This window comes from Erwinia rhapontici (genome assembly GCF_012271765.1).
In the GTDB taxonomy this organism is placed as follows: domain Bacteria; phylum Pseudomonadota; class Gammaproteobacteria; order Enterobacterales; family Enterobacteriaceae; genus Erwinia; species Erwinia rhapontici.
In genome coordinates, this window is sequence record NZ_VRKO01000019.1 from 18,167 (window position 1) to 35,000 (window position 16,834).

16 protein-coding genes, 1 rRNA gene and 1 riboswitch (1 of these 18 only partly in view) are annotated in these 16,834 nt (G+C 52.5%); of the genes, 11 read left to right on the forward strand and 6 right to left on the reverse strand.

The genetic code is table 11. The features are described 5' to 3' along the window. The first annotated feature begins 71 nt into the window (after positions 1 to 71). Together FVB43_RS24425 and uraH are read left to right on the forward strand one after the other, a co-directional pair. Positions 72 to 1,142 carry a DUF1176 domain-containing protein gene (locus tag FVB43_RS24425; RefSeq protein ID WP_133846998.1) on the forward strand — a complete coding sequence of 357 codons (1,071 nt, stop codon included), beginning with the start codon at positions 72 to 74 and terminating at the stop codon, positions 1,140 to 1,142. Between the two features lie 137 nt (positions 1,143 to 1,279). Beyond that, positions 1,280 to 1,702 carry a hydroxyisourate hydrolase gene (gene uraH / locus FVB43_RS24430; protein WP_133846997.1) on the forward strand — a complete coding sequence of 141 codons (423 nt, stop codon included), beginning with the start codon at positions 1,280 to 1,282 and terminating at the stop codon, positions 1,700 to 1,702. 83 nt (positions 1,703 to 1,785) lie between these two features. On the opposite strand, the gene FVB43_RS24435 is transcribed toward uraH, so the two are convergent. Further along, positions 1,786 to 1,974 (reverse strand): DUF1127 domain-containing protein, encoded by a 189-nt coding sequence (locus tag FVB43_RS24435; RefSeq protein ID WP_167864937.1) that lies wholly within the window; start codon positions 1,972 to 1,974, stop codon positions 1,786 to 1,788. A 176-nt stretch (positions 1,975 to 2,150) separates the two neighbouring features. Between FVB43_RS24435 and FVB43_RS24440 the strand changes: the two genes are divergently transcribed. Then, complete coding sequence (locus FVB43_RS24440; RefSeq protein ID WP_167864938.1) at positions 2,151 to 3,632, forward strand: aminotransferase-like domain-containing protein; 1,482 nt, start codon at positions 2,151 to 2,153, stop codon at positions 3,630 to 3,632. 205 nt (positions 3,633 to 3,837) lie between these two features. On the opposite strand, the gene thiE is transcribed toward FVB43_RS24440, so the two are convergent. The 3 genes from thiE to rsd form a co-directional block, all read right to left on the reverse strand. After that, the gene (gene thiE / locus FVB43_RS24445) at positions 3,838 to 4,482 is read right to left on the reverse strand and encodes a thiamine phosphate synthase (protein ID WP_133846994.1); all 645 of its coding nucleotides are present in this window, start codon (positions 4,480 to 4,482) and stop codon (positions 3,838 to 3,840) included. Continuing rightward, positions 4,479 to 6,428 (reverse strand): phosphomethylpyrimidine synthase ThiC, encoded by a 1,950-nt coding sequence (gene thiC / locus FVB43_RS24450; protein ID WP_167864939.1) that lies wholly within the window; start codon positions 6,426 to 6,428, stop codon positions 4,479 to 4,481. Before thiC ends, thiE begins: the two co-directional genes overlap by 4 nt. Positions 6,429 to 6,518: 90 nt before the next feature. Then, positions 6,519 to 6,617, reverse strand: a riboswitch (TPP riboswitch). Between the two features lie 105 nt (positions 6,618 to 6,722). Then, complete coding sequence (gene rsd, locus FVB43_RS24455) at positions 6,723 to 7,229, reverse strand: sigma D regulator (RefSeq protein WP_167864940.1); 507 nt, start codon at positions 7,227 to 7,229, stop codon at positions 6,723 to 6,725. A 75-nt stretch (positions 7,230 to 7,304) separates the two neighbouring features. Between rsd and nudC the strand changes: the two genes are divergently transcribed. The 7 genes from nudC to FVB43_RS24490 all read left to right on the forward strand — a co-directional run bounded on the left by nudC (position 7,305) and on the right by FVB43_RS24490 (position 13,078). Then, positions 7,305 to 8,078 carry an NAD(+) diphosphatase gene (gene nudC, locus FVB43_RS24460; protein ID WP_167864944.1) on the forward strand — a complete coding sequence of 258 codons (774 nt, stop codon included), beginning with the start codon at positions 7,305 to 7,307 and terminating at the stop codon, positions 8,076 to 8,078. A 382-nt stretch (positions 8,079 to 8,460) separates the two neighbouring features. Continuing rightward, positions 8,461 to 9,198 (forward strand): bactofilin family protein, encoded by a 738-nt coding sequence (locus tag FVB43_RS24465; protein WP_167864941.1) that lies wholly within the window; start codon positions 8,461 to 8,463, stop codon positions 9,196 to 9,198. 169 nt (positions 9,199 to 9,367) lie between these two features. Then, a complete protein-coding gene (gene hemE, locus FVB43_RS24470; RefSeq protein WP_133846990.1) occupies positions 9,368 to 10,435 on the forward strand; it encodes a uroporphyrinogen decarboxylase in 1,068 nt (355 codons plus the stop codon). A gap of 16 nt (positions 10,436 to 10,451) precedes the next feature. Beyond that, positions 10,452 to 11,117, forward strand: a complete 666-nt coding sequence (gene nfi / locus FVB43_RS24475; RefSeq protein ID WP_167864942.1) for a deoxyribonuclease V — start codon at positions 10,452 to 10,454, stop codon at positions 11,115 to 11,117. A 62-nt stretch (positions 11,118 to 11,179) separates the two neighbouring features. After that, positions 11,180 to 11,770 carry a YjaG family protein gene (locus tag FVB43_RS24480; protein WP_133846988.1) on the forward strand — a complete coding sequence of 197 codons (591 nt, stop codon included), beginning with the start codon at positions 11,180 to 11,182 and terminating at the stop codon, positions 11,768 to 11,770. Between the two features lie 188 nt (positions 11,771 to 11,958). Continuing rightward, positions 11,959 to 12,231, forward strand: coding sequence for a nucleoid-associated protein HU-alpha (gene hupA, locus FVB43_RS24485; protein ID WP_133846987.1), 273 nt, complete (start codon positions 11,959 to 11,961; stop codon positions 12,229 to 12,231). Positions 12,232 to 12,451: 220 nt separating this feature from the next. Further along, positions 12,452 to 13,078 (forward strand): DUF1481 domain-containing protein, encoded by a 627-nt coding sequence (locus tag FVB43_RS24490; RefSeq protein ID WP_420361232.1) that lies wholly within the window; start codon positions 12,452 to 12,454, stop codon positions 13,076 to 13,078. 74 nt (positions 13,079 to 13,152) lie between these two features. Here FVB43_RS24490 and purD read toward each other — a convergent pair whose 3' ends face one another. Both purD and purH read right to left on the reverse strand, forming a co-directional pair. Then, complete coding sequence (purD, locus tag FVB43_RS24495; RefSeq protein ID WP_167864943.1) at positions 13,153 to 14,433, reverse strand: phosphoribosylamine--glycine ligase; 1,281 nt, start codon at positions 14,431 to 14,433, stop codon at positions 13,153 to 13,155. A gap of 14 nt (positions 14,434 to 14,447) precedes the next feature. Further along, positions 14,448 to 16,037: a bifunctional phosphoribosylaminoimidazolecarboxamide formyltransferase/IMP cyclohydrolase gene (gene purH / locus FVB43_RS24500; protein WP_159338613.1), complete on the reverse strand. Its 1,590-nt coding sequence runs from the start codon at positions 16,035 to 16,037 to the stop codon at positions 14,448 to 14,450. Between the two features lie 630 nt (positions 16,038 to 16,667). Here purH and FVB43_RS24505 point away from each other — a divergent pair. Beyond that, positions 16,668 to 16,834 (forward strand): 16S ribosomal RNA (locus FVB43_RS24505) (it continues 1,376 nt past the right edge of the window).

Sequence of the window (16,834 nt, forward strand, 5' to 3'; positions counted from 1 at the left end):
CCTGTGGCATAATAAAAAACCTCGCTTCGGCGGGGTTTTTTTTCGACTAAACAAAATCACATGGATAAAAAATGCAAAATAATAAGGTTGTGATGGCGCTGGCACTGCTGGGATTAAGCGCAGGCGCTCAGGCAGAAGAGTGGGCTAATGCCCCGGTGCAAAAGACGTTTAAAAACTGGCAGGTGACTTGCAACAATCTCAATGACTGTGAGGTGCGCAATACCGATGAGGTATTGCGGATTATCATCAAGCGTAAGGCTGGTGCAGAGTCTCAGCCTTCCCTCAATTTTCAGCAATGGGGCGATCAGAAACCGACAGGGATCTGGCTGGATGGCAAACCCTGGCATTCCAACATTGAGATTTCACCGTCAAAAATCAGTGATGACTATAGCGCGGGCGGCAGTGAAAAACTGGCTGATGTACAGCAGTGGGTTCAGGCCACTAAAAATGCTCTGACCATTGCGCTCACACCCGGTACACCCGATTCTGAAGCTGCCTCCCTCGGCGGGCTCAATGCGGCACTGCTGCTGGTGGATGAACGACAGGGGCGATTAGGGAATCAGACCGCGCTGCTGAAAGTGGGGAATAATGAACCTTCGATGGTGCCGGCACGGCCTGTCCCGGCGGTGCTGAACTTCCCAGTGCCCAGAGTCATTCCTTTGACCAACGCCGCTGCGTTAATCGACGGTGCGATTGAGGCTAACAGCAAACTGCTGGCGAAAGAGAGCTGTGAGCCGGACAAAGAAGCACGTGAGCGCAGTGAAGCGCAGCCACTGAATGACAAGCAGGCTCTGGTGCTGGTCAATTGTGGTCTGGGAGCTTATCAGTCTTCCAGTATGCTGTTTATCAGTGAGCGCAATAATCCCCAGGACTCAAAGCAGCTGACCCTGCCATTACCCGGAAATGATGAAGACGGCAAACCCAGGGTGATGAGCTGGTTTACTGAAGCAAGCTACGATCCGCAAACGGGTGAGCTGTATTATTCCGGGCGCGGGCGCGGTATTGCTGACTGTGGAGATAATGGCGGTTGGAAATATGATGGTAAGACATTCCATCTGACACACTATAACAATCAGCAGAGCTGCAATGGCGGCGAGCCAGGAGACTGGCCATCCGTTTGGGCGACGGCAGGAACTGAATAATCCCTCTTTAAGAGGAAGCATTCTGACTTCCTCTTTTCCCCTAAGCTTCTGGGAAATTTCACATATTTGGCGCTAAAGTCGTCGCTAAAGGCGACGACTGCTATCTTCATGCCGACATTAATACTAAGGAGTCCGACATGAAGATTGTTAAAGCCCTGGTACTGACCAGCCTGGTCAGTGCTTCTCTGCCTGTACTGGCTGCCGGTGATGAAGGGATGAAGAATCCGCTGAGCGTGCACGTGCTTAACCTGCAGACTGGTGTACCGACCTCCGGTGTGACGGTTGAACTCGAACAGCAGCAAAAGCAGGGGTGGGTGAAACTGGCTTCTGGCGTCACGGATAAAAACGGACGTATCCCGGCACTCTATCCGGCTGGGAAAACGATGGCTGCGGGTGACTACAAAGTGGTCTTCAAAACCGGTGATTACTACAAACAGCAAAAGCAGCCGACTTTCTTCCCGGAGATCCCGGTGATCTTTCATGTGGAGAACAGTGACAGCCACTACCACATTCCTCTGCTGCTGAGTCAGTACGGTTACTCTACCTATCGCGGTAACTGATAACCACATCGCCATAAAAAAGGGGCAACGCAGCAGGACGGCCGCGTTGCCCTCGGGTACATCCTTCGACCCAGGCCACATCACTATAAGTTGCGGACATCCTCACAGGTCAGTCCGATATCCTTCAGTTGCGCATCACTCAGACGCGACAGAATCTTGCGGGTGCAGGAACGTATGCGTCTTGCCTGCCAGCGATGATAAGGCATAAGAAAGATTGCGTTAATCAGCGTCCAGCTAAATGGCTTCGCTGCTCTGTTCTCATCAAATTCCATCACTGCCTCCTCATCACCTCGGGTATGACGACTATTTTGTCGATAAACACCGTTATGATACAGATGCAAAAAACACCTTTTATTGACATACAGATTGCGAGATAGTGTGACTGAATGGTGATTATTACCGCTATCTGTACTGGTTTACCCAAAATAGAGTGGGAGTGGAGCATACGATGACACGTTATCAACGGCTGGCAGAACTGCTGGCTCAACGTATTGAGCAAGGGTTGTATCAGGCCGGCGAGCGATTGCCATCCGTACGTTCACTCAGTGGCGAACATGGCGTCAGCATCAGCACGGTTCAGCAGGCTTACTATCTGCTTGAAGAGAAACAGCTGATTACGCCACAGCCCAGATCCGGCTACTTTGTCACCCCACGCAAGGCGGCACCGCCGCTGCCGCCGATCACTCGCCCGGTTCAGCGCCCGGTGGAGATCACCCAGTGGGATGCGGTGATGGATCTGCTCAATGCCCGGCTGGATGACGATATGCTTCAGCTCGGAAGCGGTATGCCGAATATTAATTCTCCTACGCTCAAGCCGCTGTGGAAAATTATCAGTCGCCTTGGGCAGCAGCAGGACCCAAGGCTGTTGAGTTACGATAATCTGTATGGTGTGCCGGAACTGCGTGAACAAGTCGCGCGCCTGATGATCGACAGCGGCTGCCAGGTCACCGCCGACGACATTGTGATTACCACGGGTTGCCATGAAGCGCTGTCGGTATCGATCAGAGCGGTATGCCAGCCGGGGGATATTATTGCCGTGGAGTCACCAGCCTTTCACGGCACCATGCAAACCCTGCGCGGTTTTGGGATCCGCGCTATCGAAATTCCTACGGATTCCGTTACCGGCATCAGTCTGGAAGCACTGGAGCTGGCGTTTGAGCAATGGCCGATTAATGCCGTGGTGGTGGTGCCAAACTGCAATAACCCGCTGGGGTTTGTGATGCCAACGCAGCGTAAGCAGGCATTGCTGACGCTGGCGCAGCGCTTTGATGCCGCGATCATTGAAGATGATGTTTATGGTGAACTCGCTTTTGACTATCCTCGTCCGGTCACCATCAAGTCGCTGGATATGGATGGTCGTGTTCTGCTGTGCAGCTCATTTTCTAAAACGCTGGCACCCGGCCTGCGGGTGGGGTGGGTGGTGCCGGGGCGTTATTTTGATCGTGTTTTGCATATGAAATATATCAGCACGGGTTCAACGGCCACTCAGACACAGATGGCGGTCGCCGCTTTTATTCGCCAGGGGTATTACCAGCCTCATCTGCGGCGTATGCGCAGTTACTATCAGCGCAGCCTGGAGACGTTCACCCGGCGGGTGCGGCATCACTTTCCCTGTGGGATCTGTGTGACTCGTCCTCAGGGAGGATTTCTTATTTGGGTCGAACTGCCAGAACCTTTTGATGCGCTGCGCCTGAACCAGGATCTACGTGCTTCCCATATTCAGATTGCTGTCGGGTCGCTGTTCTCAGCATCAGGTAAATACCGCAACTGCCTGCGCCTCAGCTATGCGCAGTCGTTTACCGATAAAACCGAACGTGCTCTGGAGGTGTTGGGGGCGGCGGTAGAGCGGGCAGTGCTGGCCTGTGCTCCGGTATCCTCGCAGGTACAAGAAGAGGGTGAAGGCAGGGTCAGTGAGAAGGAAAACTACTGACCCTGGCGGATGGCAGGATTGCCCCCCGCACGGCCACTATAGCGGCTGCATTTCCCGATAAAAGCGTGAATAAATAAGGCTGCGTAATGTCTTCAGCCCTGTTTTTCCGTGTTGCAGCAGATTGCATTTTATTGCGAAACGCGCCCTGAGCCTCGAACGTGCCGAGCACCTGCCCGAACGCTTTTTACCGATATTTATAATGATGTCAGGAATGTGGGGTGTTCTGTGGCTCGACCAGGTCCAGTAGCTGATGCGTCGCCGCACGCCAGTCGCTGGCTTGTGTAATCGCGCTCACCACAGCAACACTGCCCACCCCGGTGGCCAGCACCTGGGGAATACGTTCCAGACTGATCCCACCGATAGCCACGGTAGAGATCCCCTTCAGTCGCTTTATGTGGCGCGTTAACTCTTCCAGTCCCTGCGGGTCAGAGGGCATGGCTTTTGTCTGGGTTGGAAATACGTGGCCCAGGGCAATATAGGAAGGTTTTTCGGCCAGCGCGCGATCCAGTTCGGCATCGTCATGGGTTGAAAGACCGAGGCGCAGTCCGGCAGCATGAATGGCATCCAGATCGGCAACATCCAGATCTTCCTGACCCAGATGGATGCCGTAAGCCTGATGTTTTATCGCTAAACGCCAGTAGTCATTAATAAACAGGCGGGCTTGATAGCGTTTACCCAAGGCAATGGCATCAACGATCTGCTGTTCAACTTCATGCTCTGCACAGTCTTTAATGCGCAGTTGCAGTGTACGTACGCCCGCATCAAGCAGGCGTTCAATCCACTCCACCGTATCGACCACCGGATAAAGACCCAATCTGGCATTGGTTGGGGGAAAAGCTCCACGACTCATATTTGTTCCTCTGATTTCAGGGTGTCGGCGCGATGATACAGTTCACTGCCACGGTGACGAAACTCGTCAGACATCTGTGCCATACCTATTTCGATCGGCCGTGCTTCGGCCTCCTGACGTGCGGCGTATTCACGCACTTCCTGGGTGATCTTCATTGAACAGAATTTGGGTCCACACATTGAGCAGAAGTGTGCCACTTTGCCGGATTCCTGCGGCAGGGTTTCATCGTGATATGCACGGGCAGTGTGCGGATCGAGGGCGAGATTAAACTGATCTTCCCAGCGGAATTCGAAACGCGCTTTCGACATGGCGTTATCACGAATCTGTGCTCCGGGATGGCCTTTCGCCAGGTCGGCGGCATGGGCTGCGATTTTATAGGTAATCAATCCCTGTTTGACATCCTCTTTGTTCGGCAGGCCGAGGTGTTCTTTGGGTGTCACGTAACATAACATCGCGCAGCCAAACCAGCCGATCATGGCGGCGCCAATACCGGAAGTGAAGTGGTCATAACCCGGAGCAATATCTGTCGTCAGGGGCCCCAGCGTATAAAACGGGGCTTCGTGACAGTGCTCAAGCTGTTCCGTCATATTGACGCGAATCATCTGCATGGGCACATGCCCAGGGCCTTCAATCATCACCTGGACGTCATATTCCCAGGCAATTTTGGTCAGTTCGCCCAACGTGCGTAATTCTGCGAACTGTGCTTCATCGTTGGCATCCTGAATGGAACCCGGGCGCAGGCCATCGCCCAGCGACAGCGAAACATCGTAGGCGGCGCAGATTTCACAGATGTCGCGGAAATGCTGATAGAGGAAACTCTCTTTATGGTGAGACAGGCACCATTTCGCCATAATTGAGCCGCCGCGCGAAACGATACCGGTCAGGCGTTTGGCGGTCATCGGTACATAGCGCAGCAGCACACCCGCATGAATAGTAAAGTAATCAACGCCCTGTTCAGCTTGTTCCAGCAGTGTGTCGCGGAAAATTTCCCAGTTGAGGTCCTCTGCCACACCGTTCACTTTTTCCAGCGCCTGATAGATGGGCACCGTGCCAATCGGCACCGGGCTGTTACGCAGGATCCACTCGCGGGTTTCGTGAATATAACGCCCGGTGGAAAGGTCCATCACCGTATCTGCCCCCCAGCGGGCTGACCACACCAGTTTTTCCACCTCTTCTTCGATGGAAGAGCTGACCGCGGAATTGCCGATATTGGCGTTAATTTTCACCAGAAAGTTGCGACCGATAATCATCGGCTCCGATTCCGGGTGATTAATATTGGCCGGGATAATCGCGCGTCCTGCAGCAACCTCCTGGCGAACGAACTCAGCAGTGATATTTTCAGGCAACTGTGCACCAAAGCTGTGACCAGGATGCTGTTGCAGCAGCACCTCGCCGCGAATGCGTTCTCGTCCCATATTTTCACGGAGAGCGATAAATTCCATTTCCGGGGTGATCATGCCCAGCCGGGCATAGTGCATCTGAGTGACACAGCGGCCTTCCAGCGCCCGGCGCGGACGTGGCAAATTATCAAAACGCAGATGATCCAGCCCTTCATCTTCGAGGCGTTGCTGGGTGTAGGTAGAGCTGAGTTCAGCGATCTGTTCGGTATCACCCCGTTTGATGATCCAGGTGCTGCGCAGCGGATTTAGCCCTTTGTGAACATCAATCGCCGCCGCCGGATCGCCGTAGGGACCCGCTGTATCGTAGACCGGTATCGGTTCATTCGCTTCCAGCAGCGGTTCGTCTTTGCTACCGCCCACGGTGGTCGGGCTCAGTTGAATTTCGCGCATCGGCACACGGATATCCGGCTGCGAGCCGGTCAGGTAAATGCGTTTTGAATTGGGGAAGGCAGTGCCCTGCAGGGAGTCGATAAACTGCTGTGCTTCTGCACGCTGTTCCCGGCGGCTGGTTTTTTTCTCAATGAAAGGTTTTTCAACGGTAGACATAGCAAGTTCCTGATAATAATGCGGAAGTTTGCTTGCCTGGAGGCGGGAGTAATGAGAACGATGTGACAAAATACGGTATCACACCGTAATAGCTGATTTACTCTTGTTCCCTTCGCAGGTACTAACCTGATCAGGTTCCGCGGATCCCGAATTAACGGTCTCAGCCCTGGGGCACTCCGACAAGATATCGACTGGTTTTTCAGTCAACGTAAGGGAGAGGCATGCCTCGCCCTTACCCCTCAAGCATAAAGGGGCTTTTTGGAAACTACAAGAAGTTCACATTCTGATAACGAATCAGGCAGGGCGAGCAAGCGAGCACGAGTTGGCAGCGCTTTGATTATCATCATTTTTTTCTAAAGCCAGCTTGATGAATTTATCCTCCAGCGTAAATCGAGCCTCCAGCGCTTCACCGACTACCGATAATGCCCGCTGAAATTCAACGCAGTTATCATCATCGATGGCTGTTTCCAGATGCGAATCATAAATCTCCATTATCTGATCGGTATTGGCTTTTAAAGAGGGGTAGATTAACGACGCTTTCGCCAGTTGCTCGGTCCCTTCCAGTTCCTTAATAAAACGTTCGTAGACGGTGAAATGACCGGTGGAAAGGTAGTCCACCAGATGCTGGCAGAATGTATCCAGCGCTTTTTCATCGAGCGTCGTCAGCGTTTCCTTGTTAGGCTTAATGCCAGCCATTTGGTAATAGGTAACCAGCAACTGCTTGCGGGAGCGCAGGCAGAAGTCTACCAGCTCACTGCATCCGCCGACGCGCGCGGTGAGGACTTCTAACTGGTTAAGCATGTTCAACTCCGTGAATGTTATATTTTAACGTCTGACCTCAATCCAGTCTTTAAGCTGAGGATGATGAGCAAAATGATGGAACAGGAAATTTTAAGCGTAGACGCTGGCTGGTGGGTTGTCAGCCAGGAACATAAAATTTGGTTACCAAAAGGTGAGCTGCCGCATGGTGATGCGGGCTCATTGGGCCTGACAGGGCGATCAGGGGTGCCGATTGGAGAGTGGCAGGGCGAGAAAGTGTGGCTGATCCGCGGTACGTATCCTCAGGATATGGGATCGCTACGCCAGTTGCTCGATCAAGATACGGGCCTGTTTCAACTTGCCGGACGCGGTATTCAGTTATCAGAATTCTATCGTTCACACCGTTGGTGTGGCTACTGTGGCCATGAAATGCACCCCAGCAAAACCGAATGGGCGTGTCTCTGCGGGCATTGCCGGCAGCGTTACTATCCGCAAATTGCACCTTGCATTATCGTGGCGATCCGCCGGGGTGAAGAGATTTTGCTGGCGCAGCATACGCGGCATCGTAACGGGATTTTCACGGTACTGGCTGGCTTTGTCGAGGTGGGCGAAACCCTTGAGCAAACGGTGGCACGTGAGGTGATGGAAGAAAGCAGCATCCGTGTGAAGAATCTGCGCTATGTCTCTTCTCAACCCTGGCCTTTCCCCCAGTCACTGATGATGGCGTTTATGGCCGACTATGCTGGCGGTGATATCAATATTGACCCTAAAGAACTGCTGTCTGCGGCATGGTATCGTTACGATGCGTTGCCGCAGTTACCTCCAGCAGGAACGGTGGCTCGCAGGCTGATTGAAGACACTGTCGCAATATGTCGCGCAGAAGCCGAATAATACTGTTTTTAATGTTTTTTTCTGATAAAGATTTTTTAGCGATATATTCTCCTGGTTCATTTTTTGAGTCAGGAGAGTTATTGCTTTATTTAAATAATATAAACAAACACGACTTTATATTTGCAGTGAATTCAAATATCATTCCATTCCATAAACTACGCCGCTTATCATAATAAAGAGTGGTTTCATTAAAAGTGCTTAAAAAGTGATATTCCACCCGTTAATTTTACTGGTGTTTTCTTCTATTCACATTTATTTAATTCGGTGCTGCTTTCCAGAAATGACTTTCTGGTTAACGATGACGCGATCACGTCCTCAGCTTAATGATGACGTCAGCGGCTGAGTCTTGTGCATGATGTTCCGTACGTTGTGAGTGAATACAATGTCTGAGACGAAAAAACAATGTTATCTGTGGGGAATCTGGTCTTGCTGGAGCATAAGTATACTTGCCTTTGCGCTATCAATAAGAACGACCTTATTAATTTCTCTGGGTGTTATGGTGTGCCTGATTATGCTGCTAGCTATCCCCTTTCTATACAATAAAAGGACGGTTAAAAACGTGTTTAATTTCAATCGCAAGGCAGAGCCTCAGTCAAGTGAGAATTTATCTTCACAGGTCAAGCTGGAACAAAATGTATCGCCCCTTGCTCCTTCGTATGATGACAGTAATACGAAAGAAACAGTGATCTCTATTGGTACTGTATTACGGGGTGAAATGACCAACGAAAACAATATTTCAATCAATGGTGTTGTTGAAGGGGACCTGACCAGCCAGAAAATGACGCAGATTGGTAAGGAAGGTCAGGTTGTCGGAACAGTAAAGTCCGTTAAGCTGGTGGTCAATGGTCTGCTGAAAGGAAGCTGTTATGCCAGGACGGTTGTTATTATGTCGCGTGGCAGGATTGAGGGTGAAGTGTTCGCCACCGAGTTCTCCATTGAGAAAGGTGGGGTATTTATAGGAAATTCTCATCAGATTGAAGAGCCACAGTTGCCGGTGGAGAAGAAAGAAAAAAAACGGATGGTCACTATGGGCGACAGTTCACCTTCTCTTATCGCTGTTGAAAACACGCAGGGAAAAATCGATAGTTCACCAGGAAAAAATGTGGCGGCTGGCAATTAAAAGTAAGGGAAAGCTGTTGTTATTTCGCTGAATTTCATCTTCCCCCTGTCGTTGTTCACGATGCATTCAGGGGCGGGTGTGCCTGGTTAGCTCAATTTTTCGAGTGGTCGATCATCGTCAATTCCAATAAATGTTACACTAGCAGCCTGTATGGTGAGAGAGTCTCGTGATGAGTGAACTGAAGAACGATCGATATCTGCGCGCATTGCTGCGCCAGCCAGTGGATGTTACCCCGGTATGGATGATGCGTCAGGCCGGACGTTATCTGCCGGAGTACAAAGCAACTCGCGCTGTAGCCGGTGACTTTATGTCGCTGTGTAAAAACGCGGAACTGGCCTGTGAAGTTACGCTGCAACCACTGCGGCGTTATGCGCTGGATGCGGCGATCCTGTTCTCCGATATCCTGACCATTCCCGATGCGATGGGACTGGGACTGTATTTTGAAGCAGGTGAAGGCCCACGTTTTTCCTCACCTGTCACCTGCCGCGCTGACGTTGAAAAATTGCCTGTTCCTGACCCGGAGCAGGAGCTGGGTTATGTGATGAATGCGGTACGTACCATCCGCAAAAACCTCAACGGTGACGTGCCGCTGATCGGGTTTTCTGGCAGTCCGTGGACGCTGGCAACCTATATGGTGGAAGGCGGCAGCAGCAAAGCGTTTACCAAACTGAAAAAGATGATGTACGCCGAGCCTAAAACGCTGCATCTGATGCTGGATAAGCTGGCCGACAGTGTCACGCTGTATCTCAATGCTCAGATCCGCGCAGGTGCCCAGTCAGTGATGATTTTTGACACCTGGGGCGGCGTATTGACCGGACGCGACTACCTGGAGTTTTCGCTCCACTACATGCACAAAATCGTTGATGGTTTGCTGCATGAAAATGAGGGGCGCCGTGTACCCGTTACCTTGTTTACTAAAGGTGGCGGGCAATGGCTGGAAGCGATGGCCGCAACAGGTTGTGATGCGCTGGGCCTTGACTGGACAACGGATATTGCCGACGCACGTCGCCGTGTGGGCCATAAGGTCGCGTTGCAGGGCAATATGGACCCATCGATGTTGTATGCCGCTCCTGAGCGTATTGAGCAGGAAGTGGCGGGCATTCTTGAGGGCTTTGGTCAGGGCGAAGGGCATGTGTTCAACCTTGGCCACGGTATTCATCAGGATGTACCACCAGAAAACGCCGGTGTGTTCGTCGAGGCAGTGCACAAGCTCTCACGTCCTTACCACCAGGAGTAATCAGTTAGGGGAAAATATGGATATTGCAGCATTACGTGACGAGCAGCGTCAGCGTGCAGCGGACGTGAGATGTCAGGATGACTTTGATGTAATGCCTCCCCGCCTGATTGGTGGCGCAGATGTGGGGTTTGAACAGAGTGGTGCGGTGACACGCGCCGCCCTGGTGATTCTGGAATATCCCTCACTTCAGGTTATTGAGCATCAGGTGGCGCGTGTTGCTACGACGATGCCCTATATTCCCGGTTTCCTGTCATTTCGTGAAACACCTGCTCTGCAAGCGGCGTGGAAACAACTGTCCAATCATCCCGACCTGTTATTCGTTGATGGACACGGAGTGGCTCATCCTCGTCGTCTTGGTGTGGCCAGCCACTTTGGCCTGCTGGTCGACGTCCCTACGATTGGCGTGGCGAAAAAACGCCTGTGTGGAAAATTCGCCCCGCCGGCAGCAGAACCGGGCAGTTGCCAGCCTCTGATGGACCACGATGAGTTGCTGGGCTTTGTGCTGCGCAGCAAGGCTCGCTGTAATCCTCTGTTTATCTCTCCCGGACACCGCGTAAGCCATGCAACTGCACTTGACTGGGTGCAGCGTTGTTTGCAGGGCTATCGTCTGCCTGAGCCTACGCGCTGGGCGGATGCTGTTGCCTCGCGCCGTACGGCTTTTACCGCGCTGTCCCGGGGTTAACCGTGCTGCCCTGTGGCTTTTCAGGTACACTGCGGCAAGTGCATTAATTCTGAGATCCCGATATGTTACGTAACCCGATTCATCTGCGGCTGGAAAAGCTGGAAAGCTGGCAGCACGTTACTTTTATGGCTTGTCTGTGTGAACGCATGGTGCCCAACTACCGTGCATTTTGCCAGCAAACCGGTTTTGGTGATGGCCAGCTTTACCGCCGTATTCTCGATCTTTTATGGGAAACCCTGGTGGTGAAAGACGCGAAAGTGAACTTTGACAGCCAGCTGGAAAAACTGGAAGAAGCGATCCCTTCAGCCGACGACTACGATCTGTATGGCGTTTACCCGGCAATTGATGCCTGTGTGGCGCTCAGCGAGTTGCTGCATTCTCGTTTGAGCGGTGAAACGCTGGTCCATGCTATTGCCGTGAGCGAGACGTCAATTACGACGGTGGCGATGCTGGAAATGACCCAGGCAGGTCGCGAAATGACCGAAGAAGAGCTGAAGGTGAATCCTGCCGTTGAAGAGGAATGGGACATCCAGTGGGAGATATTCCGCCTGCTCGCCGCCTGCGAGGACAGGGACCTGGAGCTGATAAAAGGGTTACGATCCGACCTGCGTGAATCCGGTATTAGTAACATCGGTATAAATTTTCAGCAGTAAGGCGACAAAACGTGACTTCAGGCCTGATTTGTAGCGCCTTTGGGCTTCACATTCGCCCCCAGTCTGGTCTACATTTGGGGGGCTGAAAAATGTGGCTATCGGTGCGTGTATGCAGGAGAGTGCCAGAATCTGGTTTTTCCCTCGCACTTGATGCTTAGCAAGCGATAAATACACTGTAAGGATAACTTATGAACAAGACTCAACTGATTGATGTAATTGCGGACAAAGCGGACCTGTCTAAGACCCAGGCTAAAGCTGCTCTGGAATCCACCCTGGCTGCGATTACTGAGTCTCTGAAAGACGGTGATGCTGTACAACTGGTTGGTTTTGGTACCTTTAAAGTTAACCACCGTGCTGAGCGTACTGGCCGCAACCCGCAGACTGGTAATGAGATCAAAATTGCCGCTGCAAACGTACCGGCATTTGTATCTGGTAAAGCACTGAAAGACGCTGTTAAGTAATCGTCTGACGGTGAAGAGTTTAAACAGGGGGGCGAATTCGCCCCTTTTGTTTATCTCTCTCCCTGCGTGGATCATTCCGTATCCTTTCACTGCCTGCTCCTCCTCCGCCATATCTCGACAAACCTCCGTTTACCCGCTAACGGTTTCTTCTGCTTTACCGCTGTTGTGATACTCTTTTCGCATGAAACTGACTTCTGTAGTCCAACGACTCTCTCTTGGCATGCTAATTCTGTTAGCAGGCTGTAGTTCGCATTCTGATCTGCCGGACTTTACCGCCAGCGGCTATCTTGCCGATCGGGGTACGGTGCGCATCTGGCGTAAGAACCAGCACGAGCAGGTTTCACATCTGATGACGGTATATACCCCGTTTAATGGTGCCGCTACGGAAACCAGCGACTATCTCTGGCAGCAGGGCAAGCTGGTTTCGGTAGAACGTCATGTTATCGGTGATAAGCCTGACGATGTGACGCTGCGCTTTGACCAGGACGGCAGCCTGAGCTTTATGCAACGCCAGTTGTCCGGGCGGCGCGAAGCCCTCTCTGCGGATGAGATTGCGCTGTATCAGTTTGATGCCCAGCGGATGCTAAAAATCAGTGATGATTTGCTCTCAGGGAATGTATTGCTCAGGCAGGGTAGCTGGCAACAGGATGGCACAATCACCACCTGTCAGGGGAAAACAGTGCGACCTGAGCTGGATCAGACTGAGCTGGGTCGTATCGCTCGTCAGCAGCGAGACACGTCCGGCCCTGTGAGTATCGCCTGGCTGGAGGCTCCGGCAGGCACGCAACTGCTGTTGGTGTCTGCCAGTGACTTCTGCAAGACGGAACCGAAAGAAGAGGGATTTTAAGCATAAAAAAAGGCGATCGTTGATCGCCTTGATGCTGAATCGGTCAAAGCGGATCGACGATCCGCTTTGATGCGTTATTTACGGTCTATCGCGCGGTAACCGATATCTTTACGGCAGAAGCTCCCTTTCCATGAGATCGGTTTGGCAAGCTCATAAGCACGTTTCTGTGCAGCAGCAACGTCTTCGCCCAACGCAGTAACGCAGAGAACGCGGCCACCACTGGTCACGACCAGCTCGTCCTGCAGTGTTGTGCCAGCATGGAACACTTTGCCATCCGCCACTTCTTCCAGAGGCAGGCCATGGATCTGCTCACCGTTAACGTAATCTCCCGGGTAGCCGCCAGCGGCCAGCACCACACCCAGTGATGGACGGGGATCCCAGACTGAATCTTTTTCATTCAGTTTGCCATCAACGGCCGCCAGGCAAAGATCGACCAGATCGGATTGCAGACGCAGCATGATCGGTTGAGTTTCTGGATCGCCAAAGCGGCAGTTGAATTCGATCACTTTCGGCTGACCACTTTTATCGATCATCAGGCCTGCATACAGGAAGCCGGTATAAACATTCCCTTCACCCGCCATTCCGCGTACGGTTGGCCAGATCACTTCGTCCATCACACGCTGGTGGATTTCATCTGTGACCACGGGGGCTGGAGAGTAAGCGCCCATGCCACCGGTATTCGGCCCGGTATCACCATCACCAACGCGTTTATGATCCTGGCTGGTGGCCATTGGCAGCACGTTCTCGCCATCGACCATCACGATAAAGCTGGCTTCTTCGCCGTCGAGGAACTCTTCCACCACAATACGGTGACCCGCATCGCCAAAAGCGTTGCCTGCCAGCATATCCTGAATGGCGTCTTCGGCTTCCTGCAACGTCATGGCCACAATCACACCTTTACCTGCCGCCAGACCATCGGCCTTGATGACAATCGGTGCGCCTTTCAGACGAACGTAAGCCAGAGCAGGCTCCACCTCGGTAAAGTTCTGGTATTCGCCGGTTGGGATCTTGTGGCGTGCCAGGAAGTCCTTCGTGAACGCTTTAGATCCTTCCAGCTGTGCAGCGGCCTGGGTTGGGCCAAAGATCTTCAGGCCGGCTGCGCGAAACGCATCTACTACGCCGATGACCAGCGGTGCTTCCGGGCCAACGATAGTCAGATCGATCTTCTCATCGCGGGCAAAAGCCAGCAGGGCAGGAATATCTGTCGGGCTGATCGCCACGTTTTGTAACGCAGGCTCCAGCGCGGTGCCCGCATTACCAGGAGCAACAAAAACGGTATCAGCCAGTGGAGACTGAGCGGCTTTCCAGGCCAGCGCATGTTCGCGGCCGCCATTACCAATCACTAAAATTTTCATCTGAAGCTCCGTAATTAATGGCGGAAGTGGCGCATGTCGGTGAAGATCATCGCAATGCCGTGTTCGTCAGCGGCAGCGATCACTTCATCATCACGAATCGATCCACCCGGTTGGATCACGCAGGTGATGCCAACCGCAGCAGCGGCATCGATCCCATCGCGGAACGGGAAGAATGCATCGGAGGCCATAGACGAGCCGTTGACTTCCAGACCTTCATCGGCGGCTTTGATACCGGCAATTTTGGCGGAGTAAACGCGGCTCATCTGGCCAGCGCCTATGCCGATCGTCATATTGTCACGTGCATAGACGATGGCGTTGGACTTGACGAACTTCGCCACTTTCCAGCAGAACAGCGCATCACGCAGTTCCTGCTCGGTAGGCTGACGCTGGCTAACCACGCGCAGCTGGCTTTCGTTTACCATTCCGAGGTCACGATCCTGTACTAACAAGCCACCGTTAACACGTTTGAAGTCCAGACCGGCCTGACGCTGCTGCCACTGGCCGCACGTCAGTACACGCACGTTCTGTTTCGCGGCAGTCACTTTCAGTGCGGCTTCAGTCGCAGAAGGGGCGATAATCACTTCAACGAACTGGCGGCTGATAATGGCCTGCGCAGTGGTTTCGTCCAGCTCGCGGTTGAAAGCAATAATGCCGCCGAAAGCAGACGTCGGGTCAGTTTTGTAGGCGCGCTCGTAGGCATCAAGAATTGAACCGCCAACTGCTACGCCACAGGGGTTAGCATGCTTGACGATGACGCAGGCTGGCTGGTCAAACTCTTTCACACACTCCAGCGCCGCATCGGTATCGGCGATGTTGTTATAAGAGAGTGCCTTGCCCTGGACCTGCTGTGCTGTTGCGACAGAAGCCTCGCTAACATTCTCTTCTATATAGAAGGCAGCATCCTGATGGCTGTTCTCACCGTAACGCATATCCTGCTTCTTAATGAAGTTCAGATTAAGAGTCCGAGGGAAGCGACCGGAAGGTTCAGTGGAGTCACCGTGATAAGCAGGAACCAGGCTACCGAAGTAGTTGGCGATCATGCTGTCATAGGCGGCGGTGTGTTCGAAGGCTTTAATCGCCAGATCGAAACGTGTGGACAGCGTCAGGGAGTTATCGTTGGCATCCAGTTCGGCAACGATGGCCTGATAGTCACTGCTCTTGACCACAATCGCCACGTCTTTGTGGTTCTTGGCGGCGGAGCGCACCATGGTTGGGCCACCGATATCGATGTTCTCAACCGCATCTTCCAGCGAACAACCTTCACGGGCAACGGTTTCGGCAAATGGATAGAGGTTAACGACGACCATATCAATCGGTGAGATGCTGTGTTCAGCCATGATGGCATCATCCTGACCGCGGCGTCCTAAAATGCCACCATGCACTTTCGGGTGCAGCGTTTTGACGCGTCCATCCATCATTTCCGGGAAACCGGTGTAGTCAGACACTTCAGTAACAGGCAGGCCGGCATCTGCCAGCATGCGTGCAGTGCCGCCAGTGGAGAGCAGCTCGACGCCACGTTGAGAAAGCGCCTGAGCGAATTCGAGGATACCGGCTTTATCAGACACGCTGAGCAGCGCGCGGCGTATAGGACGACGTTGTTGCATGATTTATCCCTTGGCTTTGGATCGCATATAAAGAGCGTTATATGAAGCTTAGACTTTCTCTTTCTTCTATATAGGAAGAAAACAGAGAGTAAGGTTCATGTAACGCCCCTGAAGGGGCTTCCGTTACGCGCGGGCATTGTAGCGAAAACGATTGCGCGATGCTCGTCAAAATTGTGGTCATACGACGAATGTGGATAAGTTTGTGCATAAGCGGGTATAAGCAGGGGTTTTGCTGGGGATTGCAGCAAACAGTCAAATTATCGCAAATTAGCCCTTGTCACCCGTCGAGAACTGCCTATAATGCGCAACCACTGAGACGGCACAACGGCTTACGGCCAGCGGCTCAGGAGGTTCAGGAAGCATCTGAACCGCCGGAAAAAACTTCTCAAAAAGAAGTTGACTCCGAAGGAGGAAAGCGTAATATACGCCACCTCGCAACAGGAAGCTTCGGCACTGATTGCACCGCTCTTTAACAATTTATCAGACAATCTGTGTGGGCACTCGCAGGATTGATATCAGTCACCTCCGGGTGACAAAAAATATCAAGTCTTAAGAGTGAACACATAATGAAATTCATTATGACGTTTTACACTTGAGCATCGCTGCACTTGTTGCAGCAAATCGAACTTTTAATTGAAGAGTTTGATCATGGCTCAGATTGAACGCTGGCGGCAGGCCTAACACATGCAAGTCGAACGGTAGCACAGAGGAGCTTGCTCCTTGGGTGACGAGTGGCGGACGGGTGAGTAATGCCTGGGAAACTGCCCGATGGAGGGGGATAACTACTGGAAACGGTA

Bases quoted from the DNA above. Each gene is read 5' to 3' on its own strand.
- FVB43_RS24425 (WP_133846998.1), top strand. From the start codon at position 72: ATGCAAAATAATAAGGTTGTGATGGCGCTGGCACTGCTGGGATTAAGC.
- uraH (WP_133846997.1), top strand. From the start codon at position 1,280: ATGAAGATTGTTAAAGCCCTGGTACTGACCAGCCTGGTCAGTGCTTCT.
- FVB43_RS24435 (WP_167864937.1), bottom strand. From the start codon at position 1,974: ATGGAATTTGATGAGAACAGAGCAGCGAAGCCATTTAGCTGGACGCTG.
- FVB43_RS24440 (WP_167864938.1), top strand. From the start codon at position 2,151: ATGACACGTTATCAACGGCTGGCAGAACTGCTGGCTCAACGTATTGAG.
- thiE (WP_133846994.1), bottom strand. From the start codon at position 4,482: ATGAGTCGTGGAGCTTTTCCCCCAACCAATGCCAGATTGGGTCTTTAT.
- thiC (WP_167864939.1), bottom strand. From the start codon at position 6,428: ATGTCTACCGTTGAAAAACCTTTCATTGAGAAAAAAACCAGCCGCCGG.
- rsd (WP_167864940.1), bottom strand. From the start codon at position 7,229: ATGCTTAACCAGTTAGAAGTCCTCACCGCGCGCGTCGGCGGATGCAGT.
- nudC (WP_167864944.1), top strand. From the start codon at position 7,305: ATGGAACAGGAAATTTTAAGCGTAGACGCTGGCTGGTGGGTTGTCAGC.
- FVB43_RS24465 (WP_167864941.1), top strand. From the start codon at position 8,461: ATGTCTGAGACGAAAAAACAATGTTATCTGTGGGGAATCTGGTCTTGC.
- hemE (WP_133846990.1), top strand. From the start codon at position 9,368: ATGAGTGAACTGAAGAACGATCGATATCTGCGCGCATTGCTGCGCCAG.
- nfi (WP_167864942.1), top strand. From the start codon at position 10,452: ATGGATATTGCAGCATTACGTGACGAGCAGCGTCAGCGTGCAGCGGAC.
- FVB43_RS24480 (WP_133846988.1), top strand. From the start codon at position 11,180: ATGTTACGTAACCCGATTCATCTGCGGCTGGAAAAGCTGGAAAGCTGG.
- hupA (WP_133846987.1), top strand. From the start codon at position 11,959: ATGAACAAGACTCAACTGATTGATGTAATTGCGGACAAAGCGGACCTG.
- FVB43_RS24490 (WP_420361232.1), top strand. From the start codon at position 12,452: ATGCTAATTCTGTTAGCAGGCTGTAGTTCGCATTCTGATCTGCCGGAC.
- purD (WP_167864943.1), bottom strand. From the start codon at position 14,433: ATGAAAATTTTAGTGATTGGTAATGGCGGCCGCGAACATGCGCTGGCC.
- purH (WP_159338613.1), bottom strand. From the start codon at position 16,037: ATGCAACAACGTCGTCCTATACGCCGCGCGCTGCTCAGCGTGTCTGAT.